General features: G+C 71.9%; 16 protein-coding genes. 14 read left to right on the top strand and 2 right to left on the bottom strand.

All coding sequences use genetic code 11. The annotated features are described in order from the left end of the window. From M1E25_RS16580 to M1E25_RS16555, 6 genes are all read left to right on the top strand, one after another. Window positions 1-2,087: S41 family peptidase (locus M1E25_RS16580; protein WP_251416207.1), on the top strand; the 2,087-nt coding region annotated here is incomplete at its 5' end. 32 nt (window positions 2,088-2,119) lie between these two features. Next, complete coding sequence (locus M1E25_RS16575; protein WP_308290438.1) at window positions 2,120-2,437, top strand: type II toxin-antitoxin system RelE/ParE family toxin; 318 nt, start codon at window positions 2,120-2,122, stop codon at window positions 2,435-2,437. Beyond that, entirely contained in the window at window positions 2,434-2,745 is a 312-nt protein-coding gene (locus M1E25_RS16570; RefSeq protein ID WP_251416204.1) for a helix-turn-helix domain-containing protein, read from the top strand. Before M1E25_RS16575 ends, M1E25_RS16570 begins: the two co-directional genes overlap by 4 nt. A gap of 184 nt (window positions 2,746-2,929) precedes the next feature. Further along, window positions 2,930-3,289, top strand: coding sequence for a histidine triad nucleotide-binding protein (locus M1E25_RS16565; RefSeq protein WP_251416201.1), 360 nt, complete (start codon window positions 2,930-2,932; stop codon window positions 3,287-3,289). A gap of 6 nt (window positions 3,290-3,295) precedes the next feature. Then, window positions 3,296-4,216: a ribonuclease Z gene (locus M1E25_RS16560; RefSeq protein WP_251416198.1), complete on the top strand. Its 921-nt coding sequence runs from the start codon at window positions 3,296-3,298 to the stop codon at window positions 4,214-4,216. Between the two features lie 70 nt (window positions 4,217-4,286). Next, window positions 4,287-4,583 carry a DUF4440 domain-containing protein gene (locus M1E25_RS16555; RefSeq protein ID WP_251416195.1) on the top strand — a complete coding sequence of 99 codons (297 nt, stop codon included), beginning with the start codon at window positions 4,287-4,289 and terminating at the stop codon, window positions 4,581-4,583. Window positions 4,584-4,639: 56 nt separating this feature from the next. Here the strand turns inward: M1E25_RS16555 and M1E25_RS16550 are convergent, their stop codons facing one another. Further along, complete coding sequence (locus M1E25_RS16550; protein ID WP_251416193.1) at window positions 4,640-5,977, bottom strand: family 4 glycosyl hydrolase; 1,338 nt, start codon at window positions 5,975-5,977, stop codon at window positions 4,640-4,642. Between the two features lie 144 nt (window positions 5,978-6,121). On the opposite strand from M1E25_RS16550, the gene M1E25_RS16545 reads away from it, so the two are divergent. From M1E25_RS16545 to era, 6 genes are all read left to right on the top strand, one after another. After that, the gene (locus M1E25_RS16545) at window positions 6,122-7,309 is read left to right on the top strand and encodes a PfkB family carbohydrate kinase (RefSeq protein ID WP_372500922.1); all 1,188 of its coding nucleotides are present in this window, start codon (window positions 6,122-6,124) and stop codon (window positions 7,307-7,309) included. A gap of 151 nt (window positions 7,310-7,460) precedes the next feature. Then, complete coding sequence (locus M1E25_RS16540) at window positions 7,461-8,513, top strand: PhoH family protein (RefSeq protein ID WP_251416190.1); 1,053 nt, start codon at window positions 7,461-7,463, stop codon at window positions 8,511-8,513. Window positions 8,514-8,527: 14 nt separating this feature from the next. Then, entirely contained in the window at window positions 8,528-9,019 is a 492-nt protein-coding gene (ybeY, locus tag M1E25_RS16535; RefSeq protein ID WP_251416187.1) for an rRNA maturation RNase YbeY, read from the top strand. Beyond that, a complete protein-coding gene (locus M1E25_RS16530) occupies window positions 9,016-10,347 on the top strand; it encodes a hemolysin family protein (RefSeq protein WP_251416184.1) in 1,332 nt (443 codons plus the stop codon). The genes ybeY and M1E25_RS16530 overlap by 4 nt, the downstream gene beginning before the upstream one ends. Before the next feature lie 74 nt (window positions 10,348-10,421). Next, a complete protein-coding gene (locus M1E25_RS16525) occupies window positions 10,422-10,775 on the top strand; it encodes a cytidine deaminase-like protein (RefSeq protein ID WP_251416181.1) in 354 nt (117 codons plus the stop codon). Window positions 10,776-10,871: 96 nt separating this feature from the next. After that, a complete protein-coding gene (gene era / locus M1E25_RS16520; RefSeq protein WP_251416178.1) occupies window positions 10,872-11,837 on the top strand; it encodes a GTPase Era in 966 nt (321 codons plus the stop codon). 61 nt (window positions 11,838-11,898) lie between these two features. Here era and M1E25_RS16515 read toward each other — a convergent pair whose 3' ends face one another. Continuing rightward, window positions 11,899-12,165, bottom strand: coding sequence for a protealysin inhibitor emfourin (locus M1E25_RS16515; protein WP_251416176.1), 267 nt, complete (start codon window positions 12,163-12,165; stop codon window positions 11,899-11,901). Window positions 12,166-12,502: 337 nt separating this feature from the next. Between M1E25_RS16515 and leuA the strand changes: the two genes are divergently transcribed. After that, entirely contained in the window at window positions 12,503-14,266 is a 1,764-nt protein-coding gene (leuA, locus tag M1E25_RS16510; RefSeq protein WP_251416173.1) for a 2-isopropylmalate synthase, read from the top strand. Between the two features lie 217 nt (window positions 14,267-14,483). Further along, window positions 14,484-15,137 (top strand): TerB family tellurite resistance protein, encoded by a 654-nt coding sequence (locus M1E25_RS16505; protein ID WP_251416170.1) that lies wholly within the window; start codon window positions 14,484-14,486, stop codon window positions 15,135-15,137. Window positions 15,138-15,139: the final 2 nt, after the last annotated feature.

Genomic DNA, 15,139 nt, shown 5'->3' with positions numbered 1-15,139 from the left:
GCCGGCTCGGCCGGGTCCTCGACCTCGCCGTCGCCCCCGACGGCAGCCGGGTCGCCGTCGCCTCCCACGACGGCCGGGTCCTGCTCGTCGAGCGCGACTCCGGCGAGGTCCGCGAGATCGCCCGCAGCGAGAACGGCGACGCCGGCGGCCTGGTCTTCTCGCCCGACTCGGGCTGGCTTGCCTGGTCCCACCCCGGTCCCGGCTCACTGAGCCAGCTGAAGATCGCCAACACCGCGGACCTGTCCGTCGCGGACGCCACGCCGCTGCGCTTCAACGACTTCTCGCCCGCGTTCACCCTCGACGGCAAGCACCTCGCCTTCCTCTCCGAGCGCTCCTTCGACCCGGTCTACGACGCGCACGTCTTCGACATGGCGTTCGTCGGCGCCTGCCGGCCGCACCTCATCCCGCTCGCCGCCACCACGCCCTCCCCGTTCGGGCCGCAGCGGCACGGCCGTCCCGTCGGCGGCGACAAGCCCGAGCACCACGGCGGTGACGACGGCGACGACCAGGTGCGTCCCGTCACCCGGATCGACCTCGACGGCCTCGCCGACCGGATCGTTCCGTTCCCCGTGGAGGCCGGCCACTACTCCACGCTGCGCGCCGCCGAGAACGGCCTGCTCTGGCTGCGCCACCCGCTGCGCGGCGTCCTCGGCGACACCCGGGCCACCCCCGAGGCCGACGGGCCGTCCACCACCCTTGAGCGATACGACCTCGCCCAGCTGCGGGTCGAGGAACTCGCCGACTCCGCAAGCGACTTCGCGGTCAGCGGCGACGGCAAGCGCGTCCTGCTGAGCGCCGACGGCAAGCTGCGCGTCGTTCCCTCCGACAGCAAGCCGCCCTCCGACGACGAGGAACCGGGCGGCGCGGTCACGGTCGACCTCTCCCGGATCCGGCAGATGCTCGACCCGGCCGCCGAGTGGCGGCAGATGTACGACGAGGCCGGCCGGCTCATGCGCGACAACTTCTGGCGCCCCGACCTCGGCGGCGTCGACTGGAACGGCGTCCTCGACCGCTACCGGCCGGTCCTGGAACGGGTGGCCACCCACGACGATCTCGTGGACCTGCTGTGGGAGGTCGCGGGCGAGCTGGGCACCTCGCACGCCTACGTCACACCGCCCGGCGTCCACGAGGAGGACACGCATCGGCAGGGCCTGCTGGGCGCCGACATCTCCCGCGACGACCAGGGGCGCTGGCGGATCGACCGGGTCCTGCCACCCGAGACCTCCGACCCCCGGGCCCGCTCACCGCTCACCGCACCCGGCACGGGCGTACGGGCCGGGGACGTGATTCTTGCCGTCGACGGCAGGCCGGTGGACACCGTCACCGGGCCGGGACCGCTGCTCGTCGGCGCGGCCGGCAAGCCGGTCGAGCTCACGGTGGCCCCGTCCGGTGGCGGCGACCCCCGGCACGCCGTGGTGGTCCCGGTTGCCGACGAGGAGCCGCTGCGCTACCACGCCTGGGTCGCGGACCGCAGGGCTTACGTCCACGAGCGTTCCGGAGGCCGTCTCGGCTACCTGCACGTCCCCGACATGGTGGGCTCCGGCTGGGCGCAGCTGCATCGCGACCTGCGGGTGGAGGTCGCCCGGGAGGGGCTGGTCGTGGACGTCCGGGAGAACCGCGGCGGACACACGTCCCAGCTGGTCGTCGAGAAGCTGGCCCGGCGGATCGTCGGCTGGGACCTGCCGCGTGGGATGCAGCCGATGAGCTATCCGCTGGACGCTCCGCGCGGCCCGGTGGTCGCCGTCGCCAACGAGTTCTCCGGGTCGGACGGCGACATCGTCAACGCCGCCATCAAGGCGCTGGGCATCGGCCCGGTCGTGGGTACCCGTACCTGGGGCGGGGTGGTCGGCATCGACAGCCGCTACGGACTGGTGGACGGCACGGGCGTCACCCAGCCCAAGTACGCCTTCTGGCTGGAGGGTTACGGCTGGGGCGTGGAGAACCACGGGGTCGACCCGGACGTCGAGGTCGTCCACGCGCCCCAGGACTGGGCCGCGGACCGCGACCCGCAACTCGACGAGGCGATCCGCATCGCCCTGGAGGCCCTCGACGGGACCCCGGCCAAGGCCCCGCCCGTGCTGCCGTGAGCTGCCCATGACGGAAGGCGGTCGTCCCTGGTGTGGGGGCGGCCGTTGTTCCGGAGCACGACCGTAGTCCGCCGGCTCCCGGCCCTCGCGCTCTTCGGCGGATTCAGCCGTACGCACGACATCTCGACGGCCCGGTGCGGGAGCTGCGCTTCGTCCTGGGGACGGAAGCAGTCCGGATCAGCTACTGGCTTGCGCCGGGGCGTCGTATCGTGTTGCTGACCGCCTTCCGCAAGACCCGGATGCGGGAGGAATCACAGGTGCAGCGAGCGCTCTGGAAGCAGAAGGAATGCGAGGGCGGGCACCCTCCGGCCGATCAGTCGTACCACCGGACCTTCGAGGAGCAGCCGTGACCCAGGGCTACCACTCCACCTGGCGGATCCCCGAGGAGCACCGTGCGGATCCGGCTTACGTCGAGGCGGGCGATGCCATCGCCCTGGGGCAGGCCGTCCACGACCGGCGGACGGCACTGGAACTCACCCAGCAGCAACTCGCCGAGAACAGCGGCCTGAGCGTGACCGAGATCGAGCGCATCGAGGGAGGTGCGGTCACTCCGACCCTGGCCCTGCTCCATGCGCTGGCACGCGCACTCGACGCCAGGTTGGCCTTGTCCATCGAAGCGGACGAGACGCAGGTGAGCTTCGAGGCGCACGCCGCGTAGCGGTGCGGAGAGCAGTGGTCGCCGCACCCGCAGCTCGACGAGGCCGCCCTGGAGGCCCTCGACGGGACCCCGGCCAAGGCCCCGCCCGTGCTGCCCTGACCCCGCACCCGACACGGCCCGGCCTGCGGGGGCCGGGCCGATAGCATGCCCGGGTACCGGCCCGATGCGAAGGAGGCCCCGGCCCATGGCGGGAGAACCGCAGGCGGACTGCCTGTTCTGCAAGATCGTTTCGGGGGAGGTCCCGGCCGACGTCGTCCGTGAGACGGAGACGACCGTCGCCTTCCGCGACATCAACCCCCAGGCCCCCACTCACGTCCTGGTCATCCCGAAGGCGCACCACGCGGACGCGGGCAGCCTGGCCGAGGCCGATCCCCGGCTCGTCGCGGACGTGCTCCGCGAGGCGCGCGAGGTCGCCGCCCACGACAAGGTGGACTCGACCGGCTACCGCATCGTCTTCAACACCGGCTCCGGCGCCGGCCAGACCGTGTGGCACGCCCACGCGCACGTCCTCGGCGGCCGCGGCCTCAACTGGCCTCCCGGGTAGGCTCTGTTGTCGGCGCGTGAGCTCGTTGTCCTCGGCACCGCCAGCCAGGTGCCGACCCGGCACCGCAACCACAACGGCTATCTGCTGCGCTGGGACGGCCAGGGTCTCCTCTTCGATCCCGGGGAGGGCACCCAGCGGCAGATGCTGCTGGCCGGGGTGGCGGCGCACGACATCCACCGCATCTGCGTCACCCACTTCCACGGGGACCACGCGCTGGGCCTGGCGGGCGTCATCCAGCGCATCAACCTCGACGGGGTGCCGCACCCGGTCGCGGCCCACTACCCGAGGAGCGGGCAGCAGTACTTCGACCGCCTCCGGTACTCCACCGCCTACCGGGAGACCGTCGCGCTGCGCGAGGAACCGGTGTCCGGCGACGCCGCGGTGATCCTGGAAGGTCCCTCCTTCGCGCTGGAGGCGCGCCGGCTCTCCCACCCCGTGGAGTCCTACGGCTACCGGCTCGCCGAACCGGACGGGCGGCGCATGCTGCCCGACCGGCTCCGGGCCCGCGGGCTCCGCGGTCCCGACGTCGGCCGGCTCCAGCGCGAAGGCGTGCTGAACACGGCGGACGGTACCGTCACCCTCGAGGAGGTCAGCGCACCGCGCGCGGGCCAGAGCTTCGCCTTCGTCATGGACACCCGGATGTGCGACGCCGTGCCCGCCCTTGCCGAGGGCTGCGACATGCTCGTCATCGAGTCCACGTTCCTCGACGGCGATATCCGGCTGGCCGAGGAGCACGGGCACCTGACGGCCGGCCAGGCCGCCTCCGTGGCCAAGCGGGCCGGGGTGCGGCACCTCGTCCTCACCCACTTCTCCCAGCGGTACCCCGACCCGTCGGTGTTCGAGGACCAGGCCCGTGCCGCCGGATTCGACGGCGAACTGACCGTGGCCCGTGACCTGTTGCACGTCCCGTTGCCGAAACGGCACTGAGCGCCCGGCGGCCGTCCGCGGAAGCCACCGGACGCCACGGGGCGGGACCGAACCGGAAGGATGACCTGCCGTGACGAACACCGACATCGTCCGTGCCTGCCTGGAGAGTTACCTTGCGCAGGACCGCGAGGCGGCCGAGCGGCTCATCGCCGACGACTACGTGTTCTCCAGCCCGCAGGACGACCGCATCGACCGGGCCGCGTTCTTCGAACGCTGCTTCCCCACGGCCCACCGATTCCGCACTCAGGAGATCCTGCACCTCGTGCCCGCCGGGAGCGACGACGTGTTCGTGCGAGTACCGGCTGACGACCGGCGAGCGCTTCCGCAACGTCGAGGTGAGCACCGTCCGGGGAGGCAGCATCAGTGAAACGCAGGTGTTCTTCGGCGGCCGCGTGGGGGAGGCGTGAGCGCCTCAGGGCCCCGTCACACTCCTGCGGCGTCCAGGATGCGTGAGGCCACCGCGGGGGAGTCGACCAGCGGGTGCAGGGCGAGGGCGCGCAGCGCGGCCGCCCGCGACCCCGTCAGTGCGGCCTCCACCGTGGCACGCTCCACCGCCTTCATCTGGAGCACCAGGCCCAGTTCGGCCTCCCCGAGCGGTGCGCACGGCAGCGGGCGGGCGCCGTCGGCGTCCACCTCGCACACGGTCTCGACGACCGCGTCGGGGCCGAGCGCGGGCAGCGTGGCACCGCCCCGCACGTTGAGGATCAGCCGGGTCCGCTCGCCGGACGCGATCGCCCGCATGAGCGCCAGCGCGACCCGGTCGTAGCCGCCGCCGTCGAGGTCGCAGGAGTCCCGCTCCCAGCCCCCGGTCGCCGCCCGGCTCTCGGCCATGTACGTCTCCTCACGCCGGAGCCGGGTGCGCTCCCACAGCTCCAGCGACCGCTCGGGGTGCGCTGCGGCCTCGGCGAAGAACGTCCCTTGCTGGGCGTCGAGGAACTCGCCGCGCGTCTCGTCCGCGGAGCGCACCGAGGCCAGCGTCTCTCGGCGGAAGTAGTAGTAGTGCAGGTACTCGTTGGGAAGCGAGCCGAGCGCCGACAGCCACTCGGGACCGAACAGCCGCCCCTCCTCGAACCCGGCCAGCGCCGCCGGATCGGCCAGCAGCCCGGGCAGCAGGTCGCGCCCGCCCGCCTCCAGCCGCCGCAACCAGCCGAGATGGTTGAGGCCCACGTAGTCGTACGTCACCGCGGACGGGTCGGTGCCCGCCGCCCGCGCGGCCCGGCGCACCAGTCCCACCGGGGAGTCGCAGATCCCGATCACCCGATGGGCCAGCCCGTGCGGCTCCAGCACGTCCGCCATGGCCTGGGTCACCATCCCCGCGGGATTGGTGAAGTTGATGACCCACGCGCCGGGCGCGAGCGCCGCGACCCGTTCGGCGATCTCCACGCCGACGGGCACCGACCGCAGCGCGTACAGCACCCCGCCGGCACCCACGGTCTCCTGCCCCAGAACGCCCTCGGCCAGCGGGATCCGCTCGTCCCGCACCCGGCCCGCCGTCCCCCCGGCGCGCACCGCCGAGAACACGAAGTCGGCACCTCGCAGGGCGTCGTCGAGGCTTTCCGCGACGCGCACCCGCGGCGGCGCGCTCCTGTCCTCGGCCAGCCGGGCCAGGATGCCCGCCACCACCGACAGCCGTCGGCGGTCCGTGTCGTACAGGGTCACCTCGCGGACGACGCCGCGCTGCGTGCCGTCCGGACCGTCCAGCAGGGCGCGGTAGACCAGGGGGACCCGGAATCCGCCGCCGCCCACAATCGTCAGCCGCACGGAAAACCCCGCCTCTCCTCTGACCAACGCTGCCGGTCGTGCCCTGTCCGGAAACGTATCGCACCGCCGTGAGCGGGCTGCGTCCATACGATGGTCACCAGTGGCTCGACCTGCCACGATCGACACCGACCCGAGGAGTGGAGCGTGACGGACAGCGACCGGATCCAGCCGTTCCCGGCCGGCGGCGCCCGCCCGGACGGCACCGCTGCGGGCGGCCCGTTGTTCGACCCGCTCGCGGCCGTACGCCGACCCGCGGACCCGCCCGTCGACGTCTTCCTGACCGGCACCGTCTTCCTGGACATCATCTTCACCGGGCTCGACACCGCCCCGGTCCGCGGCACCGAGTCCTGGGCCCGCGGCATGGGTTCCAGCCCCGGCGGCGTCGCCAACATGGCCACCGCCCTGGCCAGGCTCGGCCTGCGCACCTCGCTGGCGGCCGCGTTCGGCGACGACATGTACGGCGACTACTGCTGGGACAGCCTCGAGAACGGTGAGGGCATCGACCTGTCGCTGTCCCACCGGATCCCCGGCTGGCACTCCCCGGTCACCGTGTCCATGGCCTACGAGGGCGAACGGACGATGGTGTCGCACGGCCACGAGCCGCCGCCCTGCGGCAGCGTGTTCCTACCCGAGGCCGCCCCGGGCGCCCCGCCGCCGGTCCGGGCCTGCATCGCCTCCCTCGCCCCCGGCCGCTGCGAGGAGTGGACGGCGGCCGCCGCATCCCGGGGGGCCCGGCTGTTCGCCGACGTCGGCTGGGACGAGAGCGGCCGCTGGGACCTGGCCTCCCTCAGGGACCTGGAGCACTGCGAGGCGTTCTTCCCCAACGCCGAGGAGGCGATGCGCTACACCCGCACCGACTGTCCGCGGCTCGCGGCCCGAGCCCTCGCGGACACCGTCCCGCTCGCCGTCGTCACCATGGGCTCCGAAGGGGCCTTCGCCGTCGACGGGGGCACCGGGGAGATCGCCGAGGCACCCGCCGTCGACGTCGAGGCCCTGGACCCCACCGGTGCCGGGGACGTGTTCGTCGCCGGTTTCGTCACCGGTTCGCTGGCCGGCTGGCCGCTCGCGGACCGGCTGGCGTTCGCCGGGCTCACCGCCGCGCTCTCGGTCAAGGAGTTCGGCGGCTCGCTGTCCGCACCGGGTTGGGCAGAGGTCGCCGCATGGTGGCAGCACGTGAAGGCCTACAACGACCAGCCGGCCGAGACCCTGCGCCGGTACGCGTTCCTCGACGCGCTCCTGCCCCCCGCGGCGCCGCCGCTCAGCCCGGCCGGAGCAGCGGCGCCCCGGCAGCCGCGCAGGGCGGTGCCGACCATCGGCTTCCGCCGGCTGTGAGCCCGGGCGCCGCCGTCCGGGGGACCCGTCGCGTCCGGAAATGCCTGCGGAGCAGTCGGCACCCCGTCGTATTCTTGGATCACAAGGCCGCACCGATCCGTGCGGCGAGCCGAACACAGAAGGCGGGGTCCTCAGGCCTGAGAGCCGGCCCATGACGCAGACACCCACGGACACTCCCGGCGAGGGGCAGGCACGCGCCCACTTCACCGTCCCGGCGAACCACCCCATGGTGACGGTTCTGGGCTCGGGCGACTCACTGCTCCGCGTGATCGAGAACGAGTTCCCCTCCACCGACATCCATGTGCGCGGCAACAAGGTCAGTGCGGTCGGTGATCCCGAGGAAGTGGCGCTCGTCCAGCGCCTGTTCGACGAGATGATGCTGGTGCTGCGCACCGGCCAGCCGATGACGGAGGACGCTGTGGAGCGCTCGATCGCCATGCTGCGCGACGAGGCCGGTGACCTGCGGGACACCGAGACACCCGCCGAGGTGCTCACCCAGAACATCCTCTCCAACCGGGGCCGCACGATCCGCCCCAAGACGCTGAACCAGAAGCGGTACGTCGACGCGATCGACAAGCACACGGTCGTCTTCGGCATCGGCCCGGCCGGTACCGGCAAGACCTACCTCGCCATGGCCAAGGCCGTGCAGGCGCTGCAGTCCAAGCAGGTCAACCGGATCATCCTGACCCGGCCCGCGGTCGAGGCGGGGGAGCGGCTGGGCTTCCTGCCCGGCACCCTCTACGAGAAGATCGACCCGTACCTGCGGCCGCTGTACGACGCGCTGCACGACATGCTCGACCCGGACTCCATCCCGCGCCTGATGGCGGCCGGGACGATCGAGGTCGCCCCGCTGGCCTACATGCGGGGCCGCACGTTGAATGATGCTTTCATCATCCTGGACGAGGCGCAGAACACGAACCCCGAGCAGATGAAGATGTTCCTGACCCGGCTCGGGTTCGACTCCAAGATCGTGATCACCGGCGACATCACCCAGATCGACCTGCCGGGCGGCACGAAGAGCGGCCTGCGTCAGGTCCGGGAGATCCTCGACGGCGTCGAGGACGTCCACTTCTCGATCCTCAACAGCACCGACGTCGTCCGGCACAAGCTGGTCGGCCGTATCGTCGACGCCTACGACCAGTACGACAGCCGCAGCGGCCACGACCGCCACGACACCGGCCACGACCGACACAACCGAAAGTAAGTGCTGCGCCCCCCATGTCGATCGACGTCAACAACGAGTCCGGACAGGACATCGACGAGCAGGCGGTCCTCGATGTCGCCCGCTACGCCCTCACCCGGATGCGTATCCACCCGCTCTCCGAGCTCTCGGTGATCGTCGTCGACGCCGACGCCATGGAGCAGCTTCACATCCAGTGGATGGACGAGCCCGGTCCCACGGACGTCATGTCCTTCCCGATGGACGAACTGCGCCCGCCCGCCAAGGACGACGAGGAACCGCCCCAGGGCCTCCTCGGCGACATCGTGCTGTGCCCGGAGGTCGCCGCCAAGCAGGGCGACGCCGCCGGGCACAGCACGGACGAGGAGCTCCAGCTGCTCACGGTGCACGGGGTGCTGCACCTCCTCGGCTACGACCACGAGGAGCCCACCGAGAAGGCCGAGATGTTCGGCCTCCAGAAGGCCATCCTGGACGGCTGGCGCGGCGAACGCGGCATCACCGGGCCCTCTCCCGCCCCCACCACCCGGTGACCGGCCAACTGACCGCCGCGGCGGTCCTGCTGGTCGTGGTGGCCTGGCTCGCGGCCTGCGCCGAGGCGGGCCTGGCCCGGACGACCCGGTTCCGTGCCGAGGAGGCCGTACGCTCCGGACGGCGGGGCAGCGCCAAGTTGATGGCGCTGGCCGCCGACCCCACCCGCTACCTGAACCTGGCCCTGCTGGTCCGCGTCTCCTGCGAGATGGCCGCCGGGGTCCTGGTGACGTATGTCTGCGTCCGCGAGTTCGAGCAGACGTGGGAGGCACTGATCGTCGCGCTCGGCGTGATGGTCCTCGTCAGTTACGTCGCGGTCGGGGTCTCCCCGCGCACCATCGGCGCCCAGCATCCGCTCAACACCACCACCGCCGCCGCGTACGTGCTGCTGCCGCTGGCCAGGGTGATGGGCCCCGTTCCGCAGCTGCTGATCCTCCTCGGCAACGCGCTCACCCCCGGTAAGGGCTTCCGCAAGGGCCCGTTCGCCTCCGAGGCGGAGCTGCGCGCCCTGGTCGACCTCGCCGAGAAGGAGTCGCTGATCGAGGACGAGGAACGCCGCATGGTGCACTCGGTCTTCGAGCTCGGGGACACACTCGTCCGCGAGGTGATGGTGCCGCGCACCGACCTCGTCGTCATCGAGCGGGCGAAGACGATCCGGCAGGCGCTCACCCTCGCGTTGCGCTCCGGCTTCTCCCGGATCCCGGTGGCGGGCGAGAACGAGGACGACATCGTCGGCATCGTCTACCTCAAGGACCTGGTCCGCAAGACGCACATCAACCGGGACGCCGAGTCGGAGCTCGTCTCCACGGCCATGCGGCCCGCAGCGTTCGTGCCCGACACGAAGAACGCAGGCGACCTGCTGCGCGAGATGCAGCAGCGGCGCAACCACGTCGCGGTCGTCGTCGACGAGTACGGCGGCACCGCGGGCATCGTCACCATCGAGGACATCCTCGAGGAGATCGTCGGCGAGATCACCGACGAGTACGACCGGGAGCTGCCGCCCGTCGAGGACCTCGGCGACGGCGTCCACCGGGTCACCGCCCGCCTCGACATCGGCGACCTCGGCGAGCTCTACGGGCTGAAGCTGGACGACGAGGACGTCGAGACGGTCGGCGGTCTGCTCGCCAAGCTGCTGGGCCGGGTGCCGATCGCCGGGGCCAGGGCCGAACTCGACCTCAGCGAGGACGGCGCGGACGCCTCGCTCGAGGGCCTGCGACTGACGGCCGAGTCGCCGGCGGGACGTCGCAACCGCATCGTGACGGTGCTCGTCGAGCCGTTGCGCACCGGGGACGACGAGCCCGGCGGGCAGGGCAGCGCGGACTCCCGCTGACGGCGGGCCCGGGGCGGTGACCCGAGGTCCGGGCCCCGCTCCGGCCCGTCACGAGACCCCTTTATGCTCGTCCCATGAGCGACAGCAGCCCTCTGGACCCCGAAGACCACAAGCTCATCACGCTGGCCCGGGCCACCCGGGCCCGCAACGGTGTCCCCGAGGGCGCGGCCGTCCGGGACGAGACCGGGCGGACGTACGTCGCCGGCACCGTCGCCCTCGACTCCCTCTCCCTGAGCGCCCTGCGGACCGCGGTGGCGATGGCCGTCGCCAGCGGCGCCGAATCCCTGGAGGCCGCCGCCGTCGTCAGCTCCGCCGAATCGGCAGCCGACGCCGACCGCGCGGCTGTGCGCGACCTCGGCGGCCCGGACACCCCCGTGCTGCTGGCCGGTCCCGACGGAACCCTGCGTTCCACGCTCACCGCGGGCTGAGCGCCGCGGTCCGAGCAGCGCAGGCCGGGCCGCGGGGGCCGGGTTGCACCGGTACTGCCGTACCACTGGTCCGAGCAGTCCGCGGCATCGGGGAGAATGAGGCCCATGAGCGATCGTTCCCCCTCGTCCCCGCCCGCCCCGGCACCGGCCCCGCATCGCGCCGGGTTCGCGTGCTTCGTCGGCCGCCCCAACGCGGGCAAGTCGACCCTCACCAACGCGCTGGTGGGCACCAAGGTGGCGATCACCTCCAACCGGCCGCAGACCACCCGGCACACCGTCCGGGGCATCGTGCACCGCCCCGAGGCGCAGCTCGTCCTGGTCGACACCCCCGGCCTCCACAAGCCGCGCACCCTGCTCGGCGAGCGGCTCAACGACGTGGTGCGCACGACCTGGGCCGAGGTCGACGTCATCGGGTTCTGCATCCCGGCCGACCAGAAGCTCGGTCCGGGCGACCGGTTCATCGCCACCGAACTGGCCGGGATCAAGAAGACCCCCAAGGTCGCGGTCGTCACCAAGACGGACCTGGTGGACTCGAAGCAGCTCGCCGAACAGCTGATCGCCGTCGACCGGCTCGGCGAGGAACTCGGCATCGATTGGGCGGAGATCATCCCCGTCTCGGCGACCGGTGACAACCAGGTGGGCCTGCTGGCCGACCTCCTGGTGCCGCTGCTCCCGGAGAGCCCGCCGCTCTATCCCGAGGGCGATCTGACCGACGAGCCCGAGCAGGTCATGGTCGCCGAGCTGATCCGTGAGGCCGCGCTGGAGGGCGTGCGGGACGAGCTGCCGCACTCGATCGCCGTGGTCGTCGAGGAGATGCTGCCCCGTGAGGGCCGCCCGGAGAACAAGCCACTGCTGGACGTGCACGCCAACGTCTACATCGAGCGCCCGAGCCAGAAAGGCATCATCATCGGCCCCAAGGGCGCACGGCTGAAGGAGGTCGGGGTGAAATCGCGCAAGCACATCGAGGCGCTGCTCGGCACTCCGGTCTTCCTCGATCTGCACGTGAAGGTCGCCAAGGACTGGCAGCGCGACCCGAAGCAGCTGCGCAAGCTCGGATTCTGAGGTCCGCGCCCTCCCCGCGACGCGGCGAACGCCAGGGGCCGGGCGGTCTCCGGGGGCGAGGTCAGGCGCCCTCCCCGAGAAGCCGCGTGATCAGTTCACGCTGGGCCCCGGTCAGCTCCGGGTCCGCGCAGTGGACGGTCCGGTCGTCGACGGTGATGCGGTAGGCGAAGCCGTCCGGAACCCCGGCTGGAGGCGCCTGCCGTCCGGCTGCGAACGCCCGGTCGGCCAGCTCGTGCCAGTCGGTGGCGTCGGGCCGCCCTGCGGTGTCCAGTTCGGCCCGGCGCTCGATGCCCGCGAAGCCGCCGGTGCGATGGATACGGATGCGCATGGCCCATCCCTACCCGTTCGGCGCCGGCGCAGGCCGCGTTCCCGGCCCGGGGACTCCTGGCCGGGGGACGCGGGCGGAGGAGGGGGACGGCGAGCATCGGGGGGGTCCGGGAGTGATATGTCACGTTCTGCCCGATGAGCCCCCCGGATCTTGCATGCTGAAACGCATCGGCGCAGATCTCGACGGCTCGGTTAGGCTGCTGCACATCATGCGTTTCGGGCTGCTTCTTCTTAGCTGCCGCGGCGAGGGCCTGTAGTCGTAGGCCGACCCCCTCCCCGCGGAGACCGGTGTTGCCCACCGTCGGCCGTCGAGATCCTTTCGGCAGGAGCCCACGCACATGACCCAGCATTCCGTCGGCCGTCCCACGCCCATCACCGCCGCGACGGCCCCGCAACGCCCGTCGGGGATGCCGACCCACCGCTACGCGCCCTACGAGGCCGTGGACCTGCCCGACCGGTCCTGGCCGGACAGCCGCATCACCCGCGCCCCACGCTGGCTCTCCACCGACCTGCGCGACGGCAACCAGGCTCTGATCGACCCCATGTCGCCGGCTCGCAAGCGCGCGATGTTCGACCTGCTCGTGACGATGGGTTACAAGGAGATCGAGGTCGGATTCCCCTCCTCCGGTCAGACCGACTTCGACTTCGTGCGCTCCATCATCGAGGAGGGGGCGATCCCCGAGGACGTGACGATCTCCGTCCTCACCCAGGCCCGCGAGGAGCTCATCGAGCGCACGATCGAGTCGCTGCGCGGCGCGCACCGGGCCACCGTGCACCTGTACAACGCCACCGCGCCGGTCTTCCGGAGGGTGGTCTTCCGCGGCACCCGCGAGCAGGTCCGGCAGATCGCCGTCGACGGCACCCGGCTGGTGACCGAGTACGCGGACAAGCTGCTGGGCGACGAGACCGTCTTCGGCTACCAGTACTCGCCGGAGATCTTCACCGACACCGAACTGGACTTCGCGCTCGAGGTCTGCGAGAGCGTCATGGACGTCTGGCAGCCCGAGCCCGGCCGCGAGATCATTCTCAACCTGCCCGCCACGGTGGAGCGTTCGACCCCCAGCACCCACGCCGACCGGTTCGAGTGGATGTCGCGCAACCTGTCCCGGCGTGAGCACGTCTGCCTGTCCGCGCATCCGCACAACGACCGCGGAACGGCCGTCGCAGCCGCCGAACTGGCGGTCATGGCCGGCGCGGACCGCGTCGAGGGCTGCCTGTTCGGTCAGGGCGAGCGCACCGGCAACGTCGACCTGATCACGCTGGGCATGAACCTGTTCAGCCAGGGCGTCGACCCGCAGATCGACTTCTCGCAGATCGACGAGATCCGCCGCACCGCCGAGTACTGCAACCAGATGGCCGTCCACCCGCGCCACCCCTATGCGGGCGACCTCGTCTACACATCCTTCTCCGGCTCCCACCAGGACGCCATCAAGAAGGGCTTCGAGGCGATGGAGGCCGACGCCGAGGACCGCGGCGCACGCGTCGACGAGATCGAGTGGTCGGTGCCCTACCTGCCGATCGACCCCAAGGACGTCGGCCGCTCCTACGAAGCGGTGATCCGCGTCAACTCGCAGTCCGGCAAGGGCGGTGTGGCCTACGTCCTGAAGAACGAGCACAAGCTGGACCTGCCCCGCCGGATGCAGATCGAGTTCTCGAAGATCATCCAGGCGAAGACGCACACCGAGGGCGGCGAGATCACCCCGGCGGAGATCTGGTCGGTGTTCCGGGACGAGTACCTGCCCACACCGGACAACCCCTGGGGCCGCATCGCACTGCGCTCCGCGCAGACCTCCACCACCCACGAGGGCGGCGACGCCCTTACCGTGGAGGCCGTGGTCGACGGCGCCGACACCGTGCTCACCGGCAGCGGGAACGGCCCGATCGCAGCCTTCGTCGACGCGCTGGGCCGCATCGGCCTGGACATCCGGGTCCTCGACTACGCGGAGCACGCGCAGAGCGAGGGCGCCACGGCCCAGGCCGCCGCCTACGTCGAGTGCGCCGTCGACGGCCAGGTGCTGTGGGGAGTCGGAACGGACGCCAACACGGTGCGCGCCTCCCTGAAGGCAGTGGTGTCCGCCGTGAACAGGGCCGATCGCGGCTGAACCCGGGTAAACCGGAGCCCCGTCCGCCCACTCGGGAGGATGGGGCTCGGTCCGGTCTTGGTGAGGATGCTGACGCCGCTTCCTTCATGTGGCTAACATCACGTCCACGCGGCACCGTTGCCGAGGCGCCCTCGCCGGCGTGTACCGCGCAACCAGCGGACAGTCAAGGCGAAGTGGCCGGAGGTGCGCAATGTCGCGCGTGTGGGGAGTGCGCACCATGTGGCGCACCGAAGGGGACGGGGAGTTCTTCTGCCCCGGCTGCGGAGGCGACCGCAACCACCGCCGCCGAACCGGCCACCGGCGCCTGTTCGTCCTCGGCATCCCGCTCCTCCCGCGCGGCGAAGCGGGCCCGGTCGTCGAATGCTCCTCCTGCACCGACCGCTTCGGCGTCGAGGTGCTGGACCGGCCGACGACGACGCGGCTCTCCGCGCTGCTGCGCGAAGCCGTCCACACCGTGACCCTCGCGGTCCTGGTGGCCGGCGGCACGGCGGCCCGACCGGTGCGGGAGGCGGCGGTCGAGGCGGTACGGGCCGCGGGCTTCGCCGACTGCACCGAAGAGCAACTCGTCACGCTCATCGACGCCCTCGCCGCCGGTCACGGACGCATCCCGTCGCACCCGGATCCGGGGAATCTCGCGCCCGGCAGCACGGTCCCCGTCGTCGAACTGCACGAGGCCCTCGAGCCCCTGGCTCCGCATCTGGCACCGGCCGGCCGGGAACAGATCCTGCTCCAGGGAGCCCGCATCGCCCTCGCCGACGGTCCCTACGTACCCGCCGAGGAGGAGACGCTGGCGGCCGTCGGGCGCGCGTTGCGGATCCCCGTCGAGGACACGGACAGGCTCCTGGCCGCGGCCGCCCGTACGCCCTCCTGAGA

Origin of the sequence: Streptomyces meridianus (genome assembly GCF_023703325.1) — a bacterium.
GTDB lineage: Bacteria > Actinomycetota > Actinomycetes > Streptomycetales > Streptomycetaceae > Streptomyces > Streptomyces meridianus.
This window is presented reverse-complemented; position numbering and strand designations above follow the sequence as displayed.